This window comes from Nonomuraea sp. NPDC051191 (genome assembly GCF_044455665.1).
Classification (GTDB): Bacteria; Actinomycetota; Actinomycetes; order Streptosporangiales; family Streptosporangiaceae; genus Nonomuraea.
This window is the reverse complement of the sequence record NZ_JBITEZ010000024.1, coordinates 117,284-137,124: the sequence shown is the minus strand read 5'-3', so window position 1 is coordinate 137,124 and position 19,841 is coordinate 117,284. Positions and strand designations below refer to the sequence as shown.

Genomic DNA, 19,841 nt, shown 5'->3' with positions numbered 1-19,841 from the left:
CCTGCCACTGTCGTGGCGTTCGCGCCACCTCCGTTCGCAACGGTCGTGGATTCGCCAACTATTCCACGATGTGACGGAGATCGCCGCACCTGGCGGGCACGGGTCGGGGCGGGCGGGCCGGGGCGGCGGCTCAGTGGAGCCAGGCGTCGACGGCGGCCAGCAGGTCCGTCTTGAGCGCGTCGGGGGCGAAGGAGGCCCTGATCGAGGCGCGGGCCAGCTCGGCCAGGACGTCGTCGCCGTACCCGAAGACCTCGCGCAGCCGCTGGTACTCGTCCGCCAGGGCCGTCTCGCCGTCGGTGTTGACCGTGACCGCGAGCCCCGCCGCGCGCAAACGCGGCAACGGGTGCTCGGCCAGCGACGGCACGAGCCCGAGCAGCACGTTCGACGTGGGACAGACCTCCAGCGGGACGCCGCGCTCGCGCACCTCGGCCACCAGCTCCGGGTCGTCCAGCACCCGGATGCCATGGCCGAGCCGCTCGGTGCGGCCGAGGTCCAGCGCCTCGCGGATGCTCGCCGGCCCGGCCGCCTCGCCCGCGTGGTGCACCAGGTGCAGGCCCGCGTCCCCGGCCGCGGCGAACACCTCGGCGAACGGCGCGAGCGGGTACGCCTCGTCGCCCGCGAGCCCGAGGCCGATCACCTCGTCGTAGCGGGTGGCCAGCTCGTACGTCCGCCACAGCCGTTCCAGGGGCCGCCGCCTGGAGTGGTCCAGCAGCACCCTGGACTCGATGCCGTACCGTCTGCCCTCGGCCAGGCCGTCGAGCACCGCCTCCAGCGGCATCTCCGGCGCGCCCAGCCGCTCCCCGTGAGAGGCAGCGGTGAAGGTGACCTCGACGTAGCGGGTGCCCTGGGCGGCCTCGTCCTCGCAGAACTCCAGGGCGACGCGGCGGAAGTGCTCGGGGGTGCGCAGCAGGTCACGCACCTTGGCCCGTTGGTCGGCGAACTCACGGAAGCTCGTGAAGCTGCCCTCGGGCTCGGGCGGGCCGCCCAGCTCGCGCACGGTGCCGGGCCGTACGGTGCTCTCCAGGTGGACGTGCAGGTGTGCCTTGGGCAGCAGGTGGAGGTCTCTCACTCTCCGGGAGGTTATCGCCGGGTGATGCGGATTTTCGACTGTTTATGCGGGCCCTGCTCCCAGTCGTCCATGAACGTCGCCTTGAGTCCGTATTGGCGGGCCAGCTCGACCAGGGTCTCGGTGCGGTAGTAGAAGTCCTCGCGCAGGACGTGGTGCTCCTGCCCCTCGGTCCTGTCGAAGGTGAAGTCGAACCAGCCGTCCGGTTTCATGATCCGGCCCACGTGGGCGAAGCACTCCTCGATGACCTCGATCGGCGAGTGCGAGAAGACGCTGTGGGCGTGCACGACGTCGAAGTACTCGTCCGGCAGGAACGCGAACCGCAGGTCCCGCACCGGCGCCAGGTACGGCAGCTTCTCCTGCAGGGCGTGCTTGTCGATCGTGTCCTGGGCGGCCAGCAGGATGTCGGGCGAGATGTCGATGCCGTAGTAGTTGCCGGTGAACAGGTAGCCGATGAACAGACGGCCGGCGCGCAGGTTCCCGCAGCCGATCTCCAGCATCCGGCAGTCGGGCTTGAGCCCGTGTTCCACCAGGTAGTCGAACTGCATGCGTCCCAGGGCGAGCCAGCGCCGGTGCTTGTGCGAGCCCACGGCGCCCTCGGGGTCACGGGCCGTGTCGGACCTCATGACGGCGCGGTAGTAGGTGACGTGGTCGTGGGTGCGGAGCCTGAACCAGGTGTCGCGGGCCAGCCGGCGCAGGTGCGGGGCGATCCTGTGGGGGTGCCGGAACGCGTAGGCGGCCTGGTGGACGAGGCTCGTACGGGAGCGTTTCACGTTGGGCAGAGTAGGTCGGGCTCATCGGGCCCGCTCAGGGCTCGGCACACTGATGAGCCACCGTTTACCCCCTCTTTCCCGCCCCCTGTCTCTCCCCCTGCGGACCCGTCCGGTCAGCTCTCCCGGCTTCGGGCCCCTCGCCGGGGTGGTTCTCGCCAGGATGGACGGAGGTCGTGCCTGTCGCTGGTGTCGCCGGCGCCGCGGCGGCTGGTTCGGTCGACAAGGCGGTGACGCTCCACGTCCACACGGCGAGCCCTGCTCGGCGTGTCACGTGATGCTCCCGGGCCGGGGCGATCAGCTCAGGTAGTCGCGCAGCGCCATGGCCCGGGAGGGGTGGCGGAGCTTGGACATGGTCTTGGCCTCGATCTGCCGGATGCGCTCACGGGTGACGCCGTAGACGCGGCCGATCTCGTCGAGGGTGCGCGGCTTGCCGTCGGCCAGACCGTAACGCATGGTGATCACGCCCGCCTCACGCTCGGAGAGCTGGTCGAGCAGGCTGTGCAACTGCTGCTGGAGCAGCGTGAACGAGACCGCGTCGGCCGGCGAGACGGCCTCGGTGTCCTCGATCAGGTCGCCGAACTCGCTGTCGCCCTCCTCGCCGAGCGGCGTGCTCAGCGAGATCGGCTCCCGGCCGTAGCTCTGCACCTCGGCCACCCGCTCGACGTCGAGATCGGTCTCGGCGGCGATCTCCTCGGGGGTGGGCTCGCGGCCCAGGTCGGACTGCAGGCGGCGCTGCACGCGGGCCACCTTGTTGATCAGCTCGACCATGTGGACGGGGATGCGGATCGTCCGGGCCTGGTCGGCCATGGCACGGGTGATGGCCTGCTTGATCCACCAGGTGGCGTAGGTGGAGAACTTGTAGCCGAGCCGGTAGTCGAACTTCTCGATCGTCCGGATCAGGCCGAGGTTCCCCTCCTGGATCAGGTCGAGGAAGAGCATGCCCCGGCCGGTGTAACGCTTGGCGATGGAGACGACGAGCCGGAGGTTGGCCTCCAGCATGCGGCGCTTGGCACGAAGGCCGTCGTCGGCGATCCACTCCAGGTCGGCGCGCAGCTCGGGGGGCAGGCCGGGCTCGCTGTCGAGCCGTTCCGTGGCGAACAGGCCGGCCTCGATGCGCTTGGCCAGCTCGATCTCCTGCTCGGCGGTGAGCAGCGGGACGCGCCCGATCTCCTTCAGGTAGGTCTTGACCGAGTCGGCGCCGACGGCCGTGCCACCGTCGGCGATGGTGTCGTCCAGTTCGAGAACCTCTGCTGCTTGGGACAAAATTCTCTCCTCGCTCGCGTTGGGTGGACGCTCAGTGACTGAGCCGGCCTGCGGGCAGGGCCGGCGGGGGAACGTAGCGGGCCGATAGGCGTCGGAACCTTCAGGACATGAGGGAACGGAAGAAGCGGGGCCTGGCAGGGCCGTCTCTGACCAGGCTACCCAACGCTTCCTCGAACGCGGCTTCGACGGAACGGCGACCACTGATGGGCCGCCGCCGGCAAGCGCCCCCTGACCAGCACCCCAACCCCGCCACCCCTCTTCCACCCCGTCCGATCCACGGCACTCCAGAAGACGCCCCCTCCCAGGTGTCGCGCGGGGCTTCTCCGCCAGAGCTCCTGGGCGGTGGCCATGCGACGCTCCCCTCCTCGACTCCGGCGAAGGCCATCAGGCGCGCCCCCTCCTCGACGGGCTCCCCCATCACGCCGTCGCCCAGCGGATGGAAGGGCCGCGCCGTCGGCACGCCGTTCTCAAGGTCGCACACGCCACCGACAGTTCCATCCCCCTGACCCGTCGAAGGCGGTTCAGGGACGGTCAGCTCGCCGGAGCGTGTTCGAGAGTGTGGCCGGTGGCGTCCGGCTCGGCGAAGGCGAGCAGCGCCAGCCCCTCCTCCTCCAGGACGTCCAGAGGCGTCGGGCCGGCGAAGGGGCTGATGACGAGCTTGGCCTTCTTGCCGGACCGCTTGATCTGCCAGGTGCCCGCCGCGAACCCGTCGACCAGATACGTCGCCTTGATGCGCAGGTTCTTGGTCGCGACCAGCGGCCTGAACTCGTCCGCCAGCACCCGCCTGCGATCGGCGTGCCCCAGGACGAGGTTGTCGAAGTCGGGCAGGAACCGCACCGGCGCGGGCACGTCACCCCCCGGTCGCGGCGCGCCCGGCAGGTCGAACAGCTCGCGTCCCGTCTCGTCGGCGAGTCTCTCCAGCTCCATCCCCTTCATGACGGTCCGCAGGCCGCCCAGCCCCGACCAGGTCTGCACGTCGGCGGGCGTGGCCGGCCCGAACGCGGCCAGGTACCGCTCGACCATGCCCTCCACGCCGGGGTCCGGGTCCAGCTCGACGCCGGGCAGGCCGAAGGCGGACTCGCGCGGGAAGCTCCACCGGTCCTGCGTCGGCACCATGACCAGCGGCGTCATCATGCGTACGGCGTACCCGAGCACGCGCTCGTCCGCGCCGGGGAACTCCTTCAGCAGCAGGGGCCGCAGCTCGTTGAACGTGAGCGGCCCGTCGACGAGCAGCCGGTCGGCGACCGCCGCGACGGCCTCGAAGTCGACGCCCTCGAACCGGCGCGCCGCGGCGGCCAGCATGGGACGCAGCAGCGGGCGGAACGTGGCGAAGTCCTCCGCCGTCACCAGGTGCAGCGTGGCCCGCATCATCGTCGCCCGCACCAGGCTGCCGTCGTGCAGCGCGTCGTGCAGGTCGTCGCGGACGAACCCCTCCAGCCGCGTCCACACCCCCAGGTAGGGCGGCCTCGGCTCCTGCGCCTGCAGCCCGGCCAGCCGGCGCACGATGTCGGCCGGCTGCCCCTTGTGCCGGGTGAGGAGGTGCTGCCTGGCCAGGGTGGCGCGGTTGAGGTCTCTGAGGGTGAGCATCTACTTATCATGCCTTTCCCCCTGGAGTCCGTACGTTCCTCTTATCCCGCGCTTTCCGATGGCTTCGCCTACCTTGACGGCGCGGCCGGCACCCAGACGCCGGACTCGGTGATCGACGCCGTCTCCGCCGCCTACCGGGCCGGGCTCGGCAACGTGGGCGGCGCCTTCCCCGCCAGCCACCGGGCGGACGAGATCGTCGCCGCCTGCCGTGCCGCCGTCGCGGACCTGGTCGGCGGCCATCCGGACGGGGTGATCCTCGGTCCGAACATGACGACGCTGACGTACCGGCTGGCCAGGGCACTGACCGGCCCCGGGGACGAGGTGGTGGTCTCCAGGCTCGACCACGACGCGAACGTACGCCCCTGGACCCAGACCGGCGCCGCCGTACGCTGGGCCGAGGTGGACCCGGTGACCGGCGAACTCCCGGTCGACCAGTACGCCGGCCTCATCGGGGAGCGGACCAAGGTCGTCGCCGTGACGGCGGCCAGCAACATCCTCGGCACCCGTCCCGACCTGCCCGCCATCGCCGAGCTGGCGCACCGCGCGGGCGCCCTGCTGTACGTGGACGGCGTGCACGCCACCCCGCACGGCCCGGTGGACATGCGGGCCCTCGGCGCCGACTTCTACGCCACCAGCGCCTACAAGTGGTCAGGACCGCACGTGGGGGCCGTCGTGGCCGACCCGGTCCTGCTGGAGACGGTCCGGCCGGCCAAGTTACGCCCCTCCCCCGACACCGTGCCGGAGAGGTTCGAGACGGGTACGTCCGCCTTCGCCGACCTGGCCGGGGTCACCGCGGCGGTCGACCACCTGGCCGCCATGGTCCCCGGCTCCGGCACCCGCCGCGAACGCCTCCTCGCCTCAATGGCCGCCGCCGAGGAGCACGAGCTGGAGCTGTTCGCCACCATGATCGCCGGCCTGGAGACGATGCCCCACGTCACCCTGCACGGCAAGCCGGCCCGGCGCACCGCGACCGCCTACTTCACCGTCGCCGGCCACACCCCGCGCCAGGTCGCCGAGCACCTGGCCGGTCTGGGGGTGAACGTCTGGAACGGCCACAACTACGCCTGGGAACTGACCGGCGCCCTGGGCCTGCGCGACTCGGGCGGCGCCGTCCGCGCCGGCCTGGTCCACTACAACGACCACTCGGACGTGACCCGCCTCCTGGAAGGAGTGGCCCGCCTCTCCTGACGCCACCGGCGTCCACGCCTCGACCGGTGGCCGGATCACCTCAACCACTCGACATCGGTCCTTTCATGCTCTACAACGGCAGCACGTACCAACCGGACCTGCGGGCGGCCCTGCGAAGGGCCGCACCGCCCGTGAAGCAGCGTCAGGTGATCGCGATGGCAGGCGGACTGCCGGCTCGGCGGCAGGGACGCCTGGTCGTCGCGGCGTCGGGCCCGATGGCGGGCGTGACGGCGGGCGCTCACCAACCTGCTCACCACGACCTGGAACTGGTGGCTGTTCGGCGGGCTCGTCCTGGTGACCAGCGTGGTGAGCGCCGGCACGCTGATCGCACTGCCGCACGACGCTCCCCCGAACCCGGCGGCGTCACCTGGTGAGGACCAGCAGCCGGGGTGGGCGCTGCAGCCGCCGACCGGCACCCGGGTCTTCATCGGACGCACCAAGGAACTGGACCGCCTGACCGCTCCTGTTCCCGAGGAGAACCGGCCCGGTCCTCTCGTCCTGGTGATCGCGGGGATGCGCACCTATGCCGCCGCCGAGTCACGGATGACGAGCACCGCGGCACTGCGTACGCTGCTCAACGCCCTGAACGTGCCGCCGGACCCGGGCGCGACCGACGTTCAGGCGCTCAGCCGCGCCTGGCGGGCCGCGACCGCCGGCAAGAGGATGTTGATCGTCCTGGACGACGCCGACACCGCCGCACAGATCCGTCCGCTGCTGCCCGCCGCCGAGGAGTCGGCGATCCTGATCACCACCCGCCACGTGCTGGTCGGCCTCGATCCTGACCGCGGCGTCACCCTGCGACCGTTCACCCGCGGCCAGGCGGCCCAGTTGGCCGGCACGATCCTGCGCCGCGCCGGCCTGAACGACCCCCAGGCCGTCGCCGCGATCGCCGCGGGCTTCCGCCTCCCCCTCGCCATCCGGCAGATGAGCGACCTCAAGGCGGCGAATCCGGCCCAGGAGATCCCTTCCGCGGCCACGCTGCCGATCGACGACGAGACCGCCACCGCGTTCGCCCGGTCTCTCGCCGCGCTGGCCAAACCCGCCCGCCTCGTGCTCCGCCGCGTCGCCCGCTATCCGGGCTCGCTGGTCAGCGCGCCCATCGCCGCCGTCCTGGCCGACCGACCGGCAGCTGGCCGCCGCCGACGAACGGCTCTTCCGGTACGCGCGCCGCGCCGTCAACGCCGCCGTCCTTCTCGTCGACACCAGCACCTCCTTCACGGACGTGGACGCCGACCAGGACGCATGCCGCGTTCAGCCACCCCAGCACGAAACGGACGTCTCCGCGCTGCGCTGGCTCGACCGGAACCACCCGGATCTCCTGGCCGTGGCCCGCCGATGCCTGTCCGCGGGTTCCCCCCCAGGCCTGGCGCCTGATCCACAATCTGGAGTGCTACCAGCGGATGCGCGGCTTCTACTCCGAGATCATCGTGTTGAACACCGAGGCGCTACGCCTGGCCGAGCAGGCCGGCGACCTGCTCGGGCAGGCCGCCATGCACCAGAACCTGGGCCTGGTCGACATGCGTACCAGCCGTTATCGCGCCGCCCTCACGCGCTTCCGGACCGCGCTCCGGCTGTACACCCAGGCCGGCAACGCCGACGGCCTGGCGACGATCCACCACTGTCAACAAGTGGCTCGACGATCTCCCCCAGGCCCGGGTGCACGCCACGTACTGCTTCGAAGCCGCGTTCTCCGGCGGGGACCTCACCAGACAGGCCTTCGCCCTCAGCACCCTCGGCACCCTCGACCGCCTGGAGGGCCACCACACCACGGCCCGCGGCCGTCTCACCCGGTCGATGGCCCTGTTCGAGCAGGCCGGGCAGCGCCGCGGCCTCGGCATCTGCCACCGCCAGCTCGGCATGCTGGACGAGCAGCAAGGCCGCCACCAGGACGCCCAAGCCCACCTCGGCCAGGTCCATACCCTTCACCAGCTCCTCCACCAGGAAGACGACTCCGAACCGCCCTACCCACTGCCCAGGTGATCAGCTCCAGGGAAGGCAAATGACGTACAGCGTTCCGCTGGCGGAGTTGGTGGCCCTGACCTCCCAGCCTCGTGGCTCCTTGGTCACCCCGAAGACGGGGAGGCTCTGGTAGACCTGGCCCGCACCGTTGTTGACCTTGTAGCCGCCACCGGTCGCGTACTCTCCGGGGCTGCACATGACGCCACCGGAGCCGCCGCTGAAGGGGGCTTCCTCGACATGAGCTCCCCTCACCCCTCCCGCATCCCCCTTCTCCCCCTTGGGGCCTTGAGGGCCTTGGGGGCCTTGGAGCCCCTGCTCGCCTTGCGGGCCGGTCTCTCCCGCCTCACCTTGCCGCCCGGTCGGGCCGGCGTCGCCCTGGGGACCCTGCTCTCCCTGCGGCCCCTGCTCGCCTTGTGGCCCCGCCGGGCCGGCAGGTCCCGCCGGCCCCTCGGGCCCGACAGGACCCTCGGCCGCCCATTGCACAGAAGACTCGCTGAACAGACACTCGGCTCCAGAATCGACAATTCGGACAACGCGAGTGATCTTGTTGACGCATGCGTGAACCTGTGTCGTGGCGGACGAGGCAGTCGCCATGCCTCCGAGCGGCAACAGCGCCGCCGTCAGTACACCCACTGATGCGAGCATGGTCACCCGCCCGCGCTTCCCGGCACTCATCATGGCATCCCGTTCCTGAAGTGATCTGCGCTCCTGACACCGACCCTTGGCAGGGCGGACCGATGCCTCCTTTTGATCATGTGGGTGGACAGCCGTCAAGATCGGTGTGAGACGGCAGTCAGGCGACGGCACGGAAGGCGGGCGTCCCCCATGAACCCTCGGCCGGTGATGAGCCACGCAATGTCATGCGCAGCGGCCATCTGAGGACTCCGGCACCGCCCGCCACCTCGCCCAGCGCCCGCAGCAGCGCGGCCCTGCCGGAAACCGCACCCGCCCTCGTCGCGCCGCGACCGCTCCGACAACGTCCTTGGAACGCCCGCGCCCGCCAACAGTGGACGCAGGGGGCGCGGGGGGCGCAGGCGGAATGGGCGACGTGAAGGTCATGGGGGTGATGGGCGTTGTGCGGGCCGTGGGACATGGGGGGTGGGAACGCGGGGGGCGTCCCGGAGCGGGAGGACGGGGCGGGTCCGGAGGTGGGGGGGCGTGGGATCCTGAGGGGATGTTGCCCCCGATCGACGTGCTGCGCGAGCATGTCACCGCTCATCTCGCCGCCTTCGACCGCCGGGAGGTGCCGCCCGCCTCGGGGGTGCGCCGGGCGGCCGTGACGGTGTGCGTGCTGGAGGACGCCGGGCGCGTCCCGTACACGGTCCTGATCCGCAGGGCGGCGCGCGGGCGCAACCCCGGGCAGTGGGCGCTGCCGGGCGGGCGGCTCGACGAGGGCGAGCTGCCGGTGGAGGCGGCGCTGCGGGAGCTGGCCGAGGAGGTCGGGTTGACCGGCGTGCAGGTGGCCGGGCTGCTCGACGACTTCGTCGCCGACTCCGGGTTCGTGATCACCCCGGTGGTGGCGTTCGGCGGCCGGCAGGAGCCGGTGGGGGACGCCCACGAGGTGGCCTCGGTGCACGCGGTCCCGCTGGAGCGCTTCCTGGCGCCCGGGGTGCCCCGCTGGCAGGGCGAGATGCTGCAGATGCCGCTCGGGCCGGGCATCGTGATCCACGCGCCGACCGGGGCGATCCTGTGGCAGTTCGCCGAGGTGGCGCTGCGCGGACGCGAACAGCGGGTGTTCGACGTCGCCCAGCCCCACTGGACGAGAACCTGACCCTCCCACCGGACCACCCCCAGAACCCGGGCGGCTCAGAAGGGGCCGGTCAGTTCGCCGAGTTTGCCGGTCAGCTCCAGGTTGGCCGCGTAGTCGACGGGCACCGCGATCACCGACACCGTCTCGTCGGCCAGCGCCTTGCGCAGCGTGGGAAGCAGTTCCCCGGCACTGCTGACCCGGTAACCGCGCGCGCCGAAGCTCTCGGCGTAGGCGACGAAGTCGGGGTTGCCGAAGCGGATGCCCGAGTGGCGGCCGAGCTCCAGGTCCATCTTCCACTCGATCAGCCCGTACGCGTCGTCCACCCACACCAGAACCGTGATCGGGATGCGCTCCCGTACGGCCGTCTCCAGCTCCTGGGAGTTCATCAGGAACGCCCCGTCGCCGGTGGCGGCCAGCACCTTGCGCCGCGGGAAGGCCAGCTTGGCGGCCAGCGCCCCCGGCACGGCGAATCCCATCGAGGACAGCCCGTTGGAGACCAGCATCGTGTTCGGCTCGTACGTCGGGTACATGCGGGCCATCCACATCTTCACCGCCCCGGTGTCGGCCAGGACGATGTCCTCGCGGCCCATGGCCTCGCGGATGTCGGCGACCACGCGTCGCGGCGAGAGCGGGAAGCCGTCCTCCGAGCGCCCCTGCTCCAGTTCCTCGCGCATCAGCCGGCGGATCTTCTCTCCGGTGCCGTTGACCTCGAAGCGGCGGGGGACGGCGTCGGCGAGCGCGTCCAGGGAGCGGGAGATGTCGCCGTGGACGCCCACGTCCACCGGGTAGTGGTCGTCGACCTCGGCGGGGAACCGGTGCAGGTGGATGATCTTCTTGTCCCGGTTCGGGTTGATCTTGACGGGGTCGAACTCCTGCAGCTCGTACCCGACGCTGATCAGCACGTCGGCCTCGTCGAAGCCGAAGTTGACGTAGTCGTGCCGCATGAAGCCGACCGCGCCCAGCGCGTGCGGGTGGTCGTCGGGGAAGACGCCCTTGCCGTTGAACGTGGTGGCCACCGGCAGCCCGAGCCGCTCGGAGAAGCGCACCAGCGCGGCGGAGGCCCCGGCCCGGCCGGCGCCGTGCCCGGCGAGCACGATCGGCCTGCGCGCGCCGGCCAGTACGTCGGCCGCGCGGGCGATCTGGGCGGCCGAGGGGTCCTGGGGGCGTACGACGTTGACGGGCAGCGGGCCGAGGTCGGCCGGCACGGGGGCCGACTCGACGTCCTCGGGGATGGCAAGGTAGACCGCGCCGGGCCGCTCGGTCTGGGCGGTCTTGAACGCCTTGCGGATCATCTCGGGCAGCGCCAGGGCCGTCGGCGCCATGTCCGCCCATTTGGTGATCGGCCGGAACAGCGACACCAGGTCGACCACCTGGTGCGACTCCTTGTAGATGCGGTCGAGCCCGACCTGGGCGGTGATCGCCACGACGGGGGTGCTGTTGGTGGTGGCGTCGGCCACGCCGAGCTGCAGGTTGATCGCGCCGGGGCCGAGCGTGGCCGAGGCCACCCCCGCCTTGCCGGTCAGCCTGCCGTAGATCTCGGCCATGAACGCCGCGCCCTGCTCGTGCCGGACGAGGATGTAGCGGATGGAGGAGTCGCTGAGCGCGTCGACGAAGTGGATGTTCTCCTCGCCGGGGATGCCGAAGACGTACTCGACGCCTTCCGCCTCCAGGGCTCGCACGATCAGATGGGCCGCGTCCGCCTGCGGAGACATGGGTAACGCCTTCTTTCATGAGCGACTGCGTCCCTGACAGCACCGGGGAGGCGCGCTTCATTCCGGAGGCGTCCCTGTGCCCGCGCGACGGCGGATTCACGCGGGCACAGCGGGTCAGGAGCCCAGCGCGCGCGTGGCCAGCGCGCCGAGGACCATGCCGACGATCATGCAGGCCGCGGCGGCGATGGCGGCCCACTTGCCGAGGGGCTCGCCACGGGTGTGGCCGACGATGCCCAGCACGATGCCGGCCAGGCCGAACAGGATCGGTATGAACAGGACGGCCACCGCGGCGCTGACGAACCCGATGATCGACAGGACCTGGGCGCCCTGCCGCGGCTGCGGCGGCCGGCCGTAGGGCGGCGGTTGCGGCCGGCGCCCCTCACGCGTGTGCTCGTCGTCGCCTGGCGGCGGGTCTTGCGAAGCGGTCATCTCCGGCTCCCTCGTGAAGTGAATCACATCACACACCAGAGCCGTGGGCCTGTCGAGCCGCCGAGTCCAGACATCTGCCCATTTCAGAAGGCTTATGACGGGCGGGAAAGCTGCGGGGGAAGGGCTTCGGCGTGGACCACGTCGAGCCGGGAGACCGCGCGGGTGAGGGCGACGTACAGGCGGTTGAGGCCGCGCGGCTCGGCGGCGACGACGGCGGCCGGCTCGGCCAGGACCACGTGGTCGTACTCCAGCCCCTTGCACATAGAGGCGGGCAGGACGCTCAGCCGCTCGCCGAGGTCCAGCCCTTCGTCCCAGAGCGCGCAGGTGATCGCCTCGACGTGGGCGTCGGCCGCGATCACCCCGATCGACCCCTCGAACCCGCGCGCCTCCCGTACGGCCTCCACGACCCCCTTCTCCAGCCCCGCGGTCGCGATGACGCGCAGCCTGCCGTCGGAGCGGTAGGAGCGGGTGAGCGGCACGTCGGCGTCGAGCGCGGCCAGCAGCGTGTTGGCCAGCTCCACGACCACGCCGGGCACCCGGAAGCCGGTGGTCAGCTCGACGATCCGGCCGTCGGGCCTGCCGAGCAGCTCCAGGTGCTCCGGCCACGAAGCCGCCGCCCACGGCGTGGTGCCCTGGGCCAGGTCGCCGAGCACGGTCAGGGAGCCGTGCTCGCTGCGCCTGGCGACGGCGCGGCACTGCATGGGCGACAGGTCCTGCGCCTCGTCCACGATGACGTGGCCGTAGCCGCGGGGACGTTCGAGCAGGCCGGCCAGCTCGTCCAGGAGCACCAGGTCGGCCTCGGTCCATTTGGCGCTCTTGACGCCGCGCGGCGGGCGGGACCAGGCGAGGGCGGCGCGTTCGTCGTCGGTCAGCAGGCCCTCGGGCGGGGCGCTGAGCACCTCGTGCAGCACGTCCTCGGGGCGGACGGCGGGCCAGGTCGCGTCGAGCGCCGGGGCCACCGCGCGGCCGGTCCTGCGTTCCCAGGCGGCGTTGCAGGTCAGGCCGCGGGCCTCGGCCTGCCGGCGCATCGCCGCCACCATCCTGGCCCTGACCCGGTCGCGGCCGACCCCGTACGGGAGCGCGGCCCGCCGGGTGTCCTCCACGATGCGGCGCAGCTCGTCCTCGCCGACGCGCCAGCGGTAGGAGCCGTCGGCCACCACGACCGGCTCGGCGGGCCTGCGGATGCGGCCGTACAGGGCGCGGCGCAGCACCTCGGCCATGCGGACGTCGTGCTTGACCGCCGCGGCCCGCGCGGTGTCGACGGCCCGTACGGGGTAGGCGCCGAGCAGCCCTTCGAGGGTGGTCTGCTCGACGTCCACCTCGCCGAGCGCGGGCAGCACGGCCGCGATGTAGCCGAGGAAGGCCCGGTTCGGGCCGAGCACCAGGACGCCGGAGCGTTCGAGGCGGCGGCGGTGCGCGTACAGCAGGTAGGCGGCCCGGTGCAGGCCGACGGCGGTCTTGCCGGTGCCGGGGGCGCCCTGCACGCAGATGGTGGTGTCCAGGTCGGCGCGGACGAGGTCGTCCTGCTCGGGCTGGATGGTGGCGACGATGTCGCGCATCGGGCCGACGCGGGGGCGTTCGATCTCGGCGGCCAGGAGCGCGCCGCCGCCCTCCTCCCCCGCGCCCAGGCGTTCGTCCTCGAAGCCGGTCAGCGTGCTGCCCGACCAGCCGAAACGGCGGCGCACCTCGACGCCCTGGGGGTCGCGGGCGCCGGCGCGGTAGAACGCGCGCGCCACGGGCGCGCGCCAGTCGATCACCACGGGCGGCCCGCCGTGCTCGCCGGTGATGTGCCGCCGGCCGATGTGGTACGACCGCCCGCGATGCTCGGCCGACTCCTGGCCGAAGTCCAGCCGGCCGAAGAACGGCGGCCCGTCGGGCTCCTCGCCCAGCTCCTTGGCCAGGCTCTTGAGGTGGCGGCCGAGCCGTTCGGCGCTGTAGCGGTCGCCGGCCACGGTCTCCCCGACGATCACGTTCTCGCGCGCGCCCTCCAGCATCCTGCGCAGCCCCGCCCTGCAGCGTTCGACGTGACGCCGTTCGTCGTCGAGCGTTCCCATGCACACCCCCAAAAGCGTTAACTCGGTTAAGACATTAACCAGGTTAACACTTTGCTAGGCTGGCGACATGACAGGACTGCGGGAGCTGCAACGACGGCAGACGCACGAGGCCATCTCGACGGCGGCGATCGCGCTCTTCCTGGAACGCGGCTTCGACGAGGTGCCGGTGACCGAGATCGCGGCGGCGGCCGGGGTGTCCAAGCCGACACTGTTCAAGTACTTCCCGACCAAGGAGGACCTCGTCCTGCACCGGTTCGCCGACCACAAGGGCGAGGCCGCCCGCGTGGTGCGCGGACGGGGGGCGGACGAGCACCCGGTCGCCGCGCTGCGCCGCCACTACCTCGACGGCCTGGCCGCGCACGATCCGGTCACCGGGCTCAACGACCACCCCGAGGTGCTGGCCTTCCACCGCATGGTGTTCGACACCCCCGGCCTGGCCCTGCGGCTGTCCCACCACATGACCCAGGACGAGGCCGAGCTGACCGAGGCCCTGGCCGAGACCATGGACGAGCTGACCGCCACGCTGCTGGCCGCTCAGGTGCTGGCCGTGCAGCGGGTGCTCGCCCGCCGCACCTGGGCACAGCTCGCCGGGGGCCGCCCCCTGCCCGAGGCCGAGGCCGACGCGGTAAGCGCCGCCGAACACGCCTTCGCACAGCTCGCGGGCGGCCCGCCGCGCCGCTGAGCCCCGGCGCGCAGGTCACGCGTGCCCCATGTGGCGGGCACGATTACCTCCAACGCCGGAGGCTGTGCTTAACTCGGAAATGCCGATGTGGCTGTGTCCCCCGGGCCGCAAATTACCGCCTTCACGGAATACCGTTCGGCTGGAACCGTGTTGTGCATCTCGCCGAGGAGGCGACCACCACATCGGCCTTAAAGCTTTCCGGGCGTCCCACTGCCTTAGGGTGGCATGGCCGACTGCCCATGATCCAGGAGAGCCCGTTGCTGTACGAAGTGGTCAAGTTCGCCGCCGCGCCGCTCGCCCACGCGATGTGCCGGCCGCACATCACCGGCGCCGCGAACGTGCCGAGGGTCGGCCCGGCCATCCTGGCGGCCAATCACCTCTCCGTGCTCGACTCCTTCCTGCTGCCCGCGCTGCTGCCCCGGCACGTCACGTTCACCGCCAAGAACGAGTACTTCGACGGCAACCCCGTCTCCGGCTTCTTCATGCGGATCGGCGGCAGCCTGCCGATCGACCGCGAGAGCGCCCACGCCGCCCAGGCGATGCTCGACGCCGCCGCCGAGCTGCTGGAGCGCGGCGAGCTGTTCGGCATCCACCCCGAGGGCACCCGCTCCCCCGACGGCCGCCTCTACCGCGGCAAGGTCGGCGTGGCCTGGCTGGCGCTCAAGACGGGCGCGCCCGTGCTGCCGGTGGCACTCAAGGGCACCGAGAAGGTGCTGCCGGTCGGGTCGAAGGTCCCCAGGCCCGCCAAGATCGGCATCTCCATCGGAGAGCCGATGCGCTTCGAGGGCGACCACACCAAGGCACGCGACCGGCGCCGGGTCACCGACGAGATCATGGAAGCCGTCCAGAAGCTGTCCGGCCAGGAGTACGTGCCCGCCTACGCCTCCAGCCACAAGGCCTCCGACGGGACGCCATGACGGATCACCGCTAGGCTTCTGACACCTGTCGTCGAGGACCGGGGGGCTGACCAGTGGCGCGGGGCCGTACCATCGCGATCGTGTCGGTGTCCGCAGTGCTGGTGGCGGGGGCCGCCGGCGGAGGCGCCTACTACCTGCTGCGCACCAAGGGCACACCGGGCGAGACGGCGCAGCGCTTCGCCGCCGCCTGGCAGGCGGGCGACAAGACCGCCATGACCGCCGAACTGGCGGCACCGCAGCAGCTCACCGCCTACGACCAGCAGCGCAGCGCGCTCGGCGTCGAGTCGGCCACGGTCAAGCTGGGGCAGGTCGTCGAGGGCGACGGCCGGGCGCACGTCCCCTACAGCGCGACGCTGACGCTGAAGAACATCGGCTCCTGGTCCTACGACGGGCAGATCGACCTCGTCGTGGCCGACCGCGCGTGGAAGGTCGACTGGCGGCCCACCGCGCTGCACCCGAAGATGACCTCCGGGGCGACGTTCGGCATCAAGACGAACTGGCCGCAGCGGGCCGGGATCACCGACGCCGACGGCGGCCGCATCGACGCGGGCACGTCCGGCGGCTCGGTGCAGCAGCTCGTCGGCTTCCTCGACAAGGCCACCAAGAAGGACGTCGCCAAGCTCGGCTCCTCCTACAAGCCCGGACAGGCCGTCGGGCGCGGCGGCCTGCAGGAGACGTTCCAGAAGCGGCTGGCCGGCACCCCCACCACCCAGATCCAGCTCGGCGGCAAGACGCTCGCCACCATCGAGGGCACCGACGGCAAGCCCGTCGAGACCTCGCTCGACCCGCAGGCGCAGGCCGCCGCCGTGGCCGCGGTCAAAGACGTCCCCAAGCCCACCTCCATGGTCGCCGTCCGGCCCTCCACGGGCGAGATCCTGGCCGTGGTCAACAACCAGGGCGGCTTCAACCGGGCCCTCGACGGCCGTTACCCGCCGGGCTCGACGTTCAAGGCGGTCACCGCCATCGGCCTGCTGGCGGCCGGCATGTCGCCCGGCGACACGGTCACCTGCCCGATGTACGCCACCGTGGGCGGGCTGAAGATCCGCAACTCCGAGAAGGAGGAGTTCGGCTCGCTGTCGTTCCTCGACTCCTTCGCCCACTCGTGCAACACCACCTTCGCGCCGCTGGCCGAACAGCGGCTCGGCGCCGACAAGCTGCTCAAGACGGCCGAAGGGGTCGGCTTCAACCAGCCGCTCAACATCGGCGTGCCCGCCACCAAGGCCAGCTTCCCGAGGGCCCAGTCCGACGCCGAGCTGGCCGCCGAGTCCTTCGGCCAGGCCAGGATCACCGCGAGCCCCCTGTCGATGGCCTCGGTGGCCGCCGCCATCGCCGACGGCACCTGGCGGCCGCCCACGCTGGTGCCCTCGCTCAAGCAGAAGGCCGGCGAGAAGCCGCTGCCCAAGGGGGTCAAGGAGCAGCTGCACAGCATGATGGCGGCCGTGGTCTCCAAGGGCACCGCCAGGGCCAGCGGGCTGCCCGCCGGCACCCACGGCAAGACCGGCACGGCCGAGTTCGGCACCGGCGACAAGCTGGAGACCCACGCCTGGTTCATGGGTTTCAAGGGTGACGTGGCCTTCGCCGTGGTCGTGGAGGGCGGCGGCACGGGCGGCAAGGTCGCGGCCCCGGTGGCGGCGACCTTCCTCAAGGGCCTCTGAGTCCTCCTGTCTCGCTGACTCGCATGCGCGGGCCCACCATTGCATGCAATGTATGCAAACCGCTAGAGTCACGTCCCGTGCAGAGCGATGTGGCCTGGCGCCGGTTGCGGGAGCTGATTCTCGACGGGACCTACCCGCCGGGGGCGCGGCTGACCGAGATGGAGGTCGCGGCGACCCTGGAGATGAGCCGTACCCCGGTGCGCGAGGCGCTGCGGGCGCTGACCGCCGACGGGCTGGTGCGCCCGGCGGGGCGCGGGGTGGTCGTCGTGGCCCTGGAGGCGTCCGCGCTGGAGGACGCCTTCCAGGTGCGGGCGGCCCTGGAGGCGCTGACCGCCGAGCTGGCCGCCACCCGGCAGGGCGAGGGCCGCATCGCCCCCGCCGACCTGGTCTCGCTGCGCGAGGTCGCCGACGCCACGGCGGCCGCCACCGCGCAGGGCCGCCTCACCGAGGCTGTCGGGCTCAACCGCCGCTTCCACCGGCGGATCGCCGAGCTGGCGGCCAACGCCATCGCGCTGCACACCCTGGAGCGCGTCTGGGACCAGATCCAGGTGTCCACGCTGCGCTCGCTGGCGCCGCCGTCCCGTCCGGCGCACGTCTCCGGCCAGCACGAGCAGCTCCTCGCCGCGATCATCGAGGCCCGGCCGCAGGACGCGGCGGCCATCGCCCGCGCGCACGTCCTCGACACCCGTGCCGTCACCCACAGAACGGACGAACCCATATGACCCGTCATCACACGTACGACGTCACCGTGACCTGGACCGGCAACAAGGGCGCCGGCACCGACGACTACCGCGCCTACGGCCGCGACCATGACGTGTCGGCCGAGGGCCCGCCGGTCATCGCGGGCAGCTCCGACCCCGCCTTCCGCGGCGACCGCGCCCGCTGGAACCCCGAGCAGCTGCTGGTCGCCTCGCTCTCCCAATGCCACATGCTCTGGTACCTGCACCTGTGCGCCGACGCGGGCGTCGTGGTCACCGCGTACGCCGACCGCGCGGCGGGCACCATGGCCGAGAACGGCGCCGGCGGCCGGTTCACCGAGGTCGTGCTCCGCCCGGAGGTGACCGTGGCCGCGCCGGAGATGGCCGAGACCGCCGCCCGCCTGCACGCGGACGCCCACAAGGCGTGCTTCATCGCCGCCTCGGTCAACTTCCCGGTACGCCACGAGCCGACCGTCCGCACGGCCTGAGCGTCACCGGAGCCGGACGCCGTCCGGGAACGGTCAGCGCGAGGCGGCCAGCGCCACGGCGGTGGCGGCCTCGTGCTGGAGCACCATGATCAACAGGGTGGCCACCAGCGTCGCGATGAGCACCCAGCTGATCACGATGATGACCGTCGACCGGCGCGGCCGCCTGCTGCCCGGCTGCCCCTTCGCCCTCGCCTCACCGCGACGGGCCCGCTCGTTGAACGACTCGAGCCGGGCGACGAGACGCGGATCGTCGTCGACGAGGTGCTGCTCGATCTGGGCCAGCATTCGCTCCTCGTCCTGCGACCAGGCCATAGACGCACCTCCGGAACGCAAGCACTGTGGCGTGTTCCTCCCCAACCATGAAGATCATTAGCCTTGGCGTGACCCCCTAATTACCGCCTCTTTTCGGTTTGCGATCACGCTCGAACTTTTGTTCTAATCATGGGATGCGCTGGGACAACCTGCGCCTGGCCGGGCCCGGTCAGGCCGATCCGGCCGTGCCGTTGTTCGCCCGCGGCGCGGTCACCCGTACGTTCGACACGCCCGAGTTCAGGGGGATGACCTTCTACGAGGTCCAGGCCCGGTCCATCATCAACCGGGTGCCGGGGGCCAGCCGGGTGCCGTTCGAGTACACGATCAACCCCTACCGGGGCTGCGGGCATCGCTGCGTCTACTGCTTCGCCCGCAAGACGCACGAGTACCTCGACCTCGACGCCGGGGCCGACTTCGACTCGAAGATCGTCGTCAAGGTCAACGCGGCCGAGCTGGCCCGCAAGGAGCTGGCCGCGGCCCGCTGGGGCGGCCACCACGTGGCCATGGGCACCAACGTCGACTGCTACCAGCGCGCCGAGGGCCGCTACCGGCTGATGCGGGGCATCCTGGCCGCCCTGCGCGACGCGGCGAACCCGTTCTCGGTGCTCACCAAGGGCACGCTGATCCTGCGCGACCTCGACCTGCTCACCGAGGCGGCCGAGGTCACCGACGTGAGCACGAGCGTGTCGGTCGGCTTCGTCGACGAGGCCGTGTGGCGCGAGGTCGAGCCCGGCACGCCCAACCCGCGCCGGCGGCTGGAGGCGTGCGCCACGCTCAACGACAACGGCGTGGCGTGCGGGGTGCTGATGGCGCCGATCCTGCCGTACCTGACCGACTCCCCCGCCCAGCTCGAACGCACGGTCAAGGAGATCGCCGAGGCCGGTGCGACCCACGTCGTCCCGATCGTCCTGCACCTGCGGTCCGGCGCGCGCGAGTGGTGGCTGAGCTGGCTCGGGCGCGAGCACCCGCGTCTGGTTCCGCGCTACCTGGAGCTGTACGGCCGCGGCGCCTACGCCCCCACCTCCTACCAGGACCGCGTCGTGGCCCAGGTCAGGGAGCTGGCCGAACGCCACGGCGTCGGCAGGGCCACCCCGGCCATGGCCCGCCGCGTGCCGCCCCGCCCGATCCCCGCCGCCGTCGCCGAGCCGGAGCAGCTTCGCCTGTTGTGACCCGGTTTAAATCGGTGGCCGGTCCCTCCGCCTCGGTGACAGGATGACCGGGCACTTGCCGGACGACGTTCAGGAGCATGAGATGCGGCGCCGCCCAGAGATCTTCCAGCGCCCCATTGGCACGAGAGTTCTCGAGGGC

Annotated in this window: 19 protein-coding genes and 1 pseudogene; 10 read left to right on the top strand and 10 right to left on the bottom strand. The window is 71.8% G+C overall.

The window, feature by feature from the left end; translation table 11 throughout:
* Window positions 1-130: 130 nt before the first annotated feature.
* The 4 genes and pseudogenes from add to ACIA8R_RS46875 form a co-directional block, all read right to left on the bottom strand.
* The gene (gene add / locus ACIA8R_RS46890) at window positions 131-1,069 is read right to left on the bottom strand and encodes an adenosine deaminase (protein WP_397044354.1); all 939 of its coding nucleotides are present in this window, start codon (window positions 1,067-1,069) and stop codon (window positions 131-133) included.
* An 11-nt stretch (window positions 1,070-1,080) separates the two neighbouring features.
* Entirely contained in the window at window positions 1,081-1,839 is a 759-nt protein-coding gene (locus tag ACIA8R_RS46885; RefSeq protein ID WP_357710241.1) for a class I SAM-dependent methyltransferase, read from the bottom strand.
* Window positions 1,840-2,133: 294 nt separating this feature from the next.
* Window positions 2,134-3,036, bottom strand: a pseudogene (locus ACIA8R_RS46880) (RNA polymerase sigma factor); the annotation flags it as partial.
* A 597-nt stretch (window positions 3,037-3,633) separates the two neighbouring features.
* Window positions 3,634-4,689, bottom strand: coding sequence for a winged helix DNA-binding domain-containing protein (locus ACIA8R_RS46875; RefSeq protein ID WP_397044352.1), 1,056 nt, complete (start codon window positions 4,687-4,689; stop codon window positions 3,634-3,636).
* A 9-nt stretch (window positions 4,690-4,698) separates the two neighbouring features.
* Between ACIA8R_RS46875 and ACIA8R_RS46870 the strand changes: the two genes are divergently transcribed.
* Both ACIA8R_RS46870 and ACIA8R_RS46865 read left to right on the top strand, forming a co-directional pair.
* Window positions 4,699-5,877 (top strand): cysteine desulfurase-like protein, encoded by a 1,179-nt coding sequence (locus tag ACIA8R_RS46870; protein ID WP_397044350.1) that lies wholly within the window; start codon window positions 4,699-4,701, stop codon window positions 5,875-5,877.
* A 294-nt stretch (window positions 5,878-6,171) separates the two neighbouring features.
* Entirely contained in the window at window positions 6,172-7,251 is a 1,080-nt protein-coding gene (locus ACIA8R_RS46865) for a hypothetical protein (RefSeq protein ID WP_397044348.1), read from the top strand.
* 71 nt (window positions 7,252-7,322) lie between these two features.
* On the opposite strand, the gene ACIA8R_RS46860 is transcribed toward ACIA8R_RS46865, so the two are convergent.
* A complete protein-coding gene (locus tag ACIA8R_RS46860) occupies window positions 7,323-7,505 on the bottom strand; it encodes a hypothetical protein (protein WP_397044346.1) in 183 nt (60 codons plus the stop codon).
* A 28-nt stretch (window positions 7,506-7,533) separates the two neighbouring features.
* Here ACIA8R_RS46860 and ACIA8R_RS46855 point away from each other — a divergent pair, with 28 nt between their 5' ends.
* Window positions 7,534-7,857, top strand: coding sequence for a tetratricopeptide repeat protein (locus ACIA8R_RS46855; protein ID WP_397044344.1), 324 nt, complete (start codon window positions 7,534-7,536; stop codon window positions 7,855-7,857).
* On the opposite strand, the gene ACIA8R_RS46850 is transcribed toward ACIA8R_RS46855, so the two are convergent.
* A complete protein-coding gene (locus ACIA8R_RS46850) occupies window positions 7,858-8,034 on the bottom strand; it encodes a hypothetical protein (protein WP_357710253.1) in 177 nt (58 codons plus the stop codon).
* Window positions 8,035-9,010: 976 nt separating this feature from the next.
* Here ACIA8R_RS46850 and ACIA8R_RS46845 point away from each other — a divergent pair.
* Window positions 9,011-9,607 (top strand): NUDIX hydrolase, encoded by a 597-nt coding sequence (locus tag ACIA8R_RS46845; RefSeq protein WP_397044342.1) that lies wholly within the window; start codon window positions 9,011-9,013, stop codon window positions 9,605-9,607.
* Between the two features lie 35 nt (window positions 9,608-9,642).
* On the opposite strand, the gene ACIA8R_RS46840 is transcribed toward ACIA8R_RS46845, so the two are convergent.
* From ACIA8R_RS46840 to ACIA8R_RS46830, 3 genes are all read right to left on the bottom strand, one after another.
* Window positions 9,643-11,298 carry an acetolactate synthase large subunit gene (locus ACIA8R_RS46840; protein ID WP_397044340.1) on the bottom strand — a complete coding sequence of 552 codons (1,656 nt, stop codon included), beginning with the start codon at window positions 11,296-11,298 and terminating at the stop codon, window positions 9,643-9,645.
* A gap of 114 nt (window positions 11,299-11,412) precedes the next feature.
* Entirely contained in the window at window positions 11,413-11,727 is a 315-nt protein-coding gene (locus tag ACIA8R_RS46835; protein ID WP_357710260.1) for a hypothetical protein, read from the bottom strand.
* A 92-nt stretch (window positions 11,728-11,819) separates the two neighbouring features.
* Window positions 11,820-13,781 carry an AAA family ATPase gene (locus tag ACIA8R_RS46830; protein WP_364095769.1) on the bottom strand — a complete coding sequence of 654 codons (1,962 nt, stop codon included), beginning with the start codon at window positions 13,779-13,781 and terminating at the stop codon, window positions 11,820-11,822.
* Window positions 13,782-13,848: 67 nt separating this feature from the next.
* Here ACIA8R_RS46830 and ACIA8R_RS46825 point away from each other — a divergent pair, with 67 nt between their 5' ends.
* The 5 genes from ACIA8R_RS46825 to ACIA8R_RS46805 all read left to right on the top strand — a co-directional run bounded on the left by ACIA8R_RS46825 (window position 13,849) and on the right by ACIA8R_RS46805 (window position 18,221).
* A complete protein-coding gene (locus tag ACIA8R_RS46825; protein WP_397044338.1) occupies window positions 13,849-14,463 on the top strand; it encodes a TetR family transcriptional regulator in 615 nt (204 codons plus the stop codon).
* 257 nt (window positions 14,464-14,720) lie between these two features.
* Window positions 14,721-15,380, top strand: coding sequence for a lysophospholipid acyltransferase family protein (locus ACIA8R_RS46820; protein WP_357710269.1), 660 nt, complete (start codon window positions 14,721-14,723; stop codon window positions 15,378-15,380).
* Between the two features lie 80 nt (window positions 15,381-15,460).
* Window positions 15,461-17,035, top strand: a complete 1,575-nt coding sequence (locus ACIA8R_RS46815; protein WP_397044336.1) for a penicillin-binding transpeptidase domain-containing protein — start codon at window positions 15,461-15,463, stop codon at window positions 17,033-17,035.
* 77 nt (window positions 17,036-17,112) lie between these two features.
* On the top strand, window positions 17,113-17,757 hold the full coding sequence (locus ACIA8R_RS46810; RefSeq protein WP_397044334.1) for a GntR family transcriptional regulator: 645 nt from the start codon (window positions 17,113-17,115) through the stop codon (window positions 17,755-17,757).
* Window positions 17,754-18,221: an OsmC family protein gene (locus ACIA8R_RS46805; protein WP_357710278.1), complete on the top strand. Its 468-nt coding sequence runs from the start codon at window positions 17,754-17,756 to the stop codon at window positions 18,219-18,221. Before ACIA8R_RS46810 ends, ACIA8R_RS46805 begins: the two co-directional genes overlap by 4 nt.
* A 33-nt stretch (window positions 18,222-18,254) precedes the next feature.
* Here ACIA8R_RS46805 and ACIA8R_RS46800 read toward each other — a convergent pair whose 3' ends face one another.
* Entirely contained in the window at window positions 18,255-18,533 is a 279-nt protein-coding gene (locus ACIA8R_RS46800; protein ID WP_357710281.1) for a DUF3040 domain-containing protein, read from the bottom strand.
* Window positions 18,534-18,667: 134 nt separating this feature from the next.
* Between ACIA8R_RS46800 and ACIA8R_RS46795 the strand changes: the two genes are divergently transcribed.
* Window positions 18,668-19,702 carry an Rv2578c family radical SAM protein gene (locus ACIA8R_RS46795; RefSeq protein WP_397044331.1) on the top strand — a complete coding sequence of 345 codons (1,035 nt, stop codon included), beginning with the start codon at window positions 18,668-18,670 and terminating at the stop codon, window positions 19,700-19,702.
* Window positions 19,703-19,841 lie beyond the last annotated feature (139 nt).

What these genes read in the sequence shown, in the direction of transcription:
- ACIA8R_RS46875 (WP_397044352.1), bottom strand. Translation starts at nt 4,689, where the DNA reads ATGCTCACCCTCAGAGACCTCAACCGCGCCACCCTGGCCAGGCAGCAC.
- ACIA8R_RS46870 (WP_397044350.1), top strand. Translation starts at nt 4,699, where the DNA reads ATGCCTTTCCCCCTGGAGTCCGTACGTTCCTCTTATCCCGCGCTTTCC.
- ACIA8R_RS46850 (WP_357710253.1), bottom strand. Translation starts at nt 8,034, where the DNA reads ATGTGCAGCCCCGGAGAGTACGCGACCGGTGGCGGCTACAAGGTCAAC.
- ACIA8R_RS46845 (WP_397044342.1), top strand. Translation starts at nt 9,011, where the DNA reads ATGTTGCCCCCGATCGACGTGCTGCGCGAGCATGTCACCGCTCATCTC.
- ACIA8R_RS46840 (WP_397044340.1), bottom strand. Translation starts at nt 11,298, where the DNA reads ATGTCTCCGCAGGCGGACGCGGCCCATCTGATCGTGCGAGCCCTGGAG.
- ACIA8R_RS46835 (WP_357710260.1), bottom strand. Translation starts at nt 11,727, where the DNA reads ATGACCGCTTCGCAAGACCCGCCGCCAGGCGACGACGAGCACACGCGT.
- ACIA8R_RS46830 (WP_364095769.1), bottom strand. Translation starts at nt 13,781, where the DNA reads ATGGGAACGCTCGACGACGAACGGCGTCACGTCGAACGCTGCAGGGCG.
- ACIA8R_RS46825 (WP_397044338.1), top strand. Translation starts at nt 13,849, where the DNA reads ATGACAGGACTGCGGGAGCTGCAACGACGGCAGACGCACGAGGCCATC.
- ACIA8R_RS46805 (WP_357710278.1), top strand. Translation starts at nt 17,754, where the DNA reads ATGACCCGTCATCACACGTACGACGTCACCGTGACCTGGACCGGCAAC.
- ACIA8R_RS46800 (WP_357710281.1), bottom strand. Translation starts at nt 18,533, where the DNA reads ATGGCCTGGTCGCAGGACGAGGAGCGAATGCTGGCCCAGATCGAGCAG.
- ACIA8R_RS46795 (WP_397044331.1), top strand. Translation starts at nt 18,668, where the DNA reads ATGCGCTGGGACAACCTGCGCCTGGCCGGGCCCGGTCAGGCCGATCCG.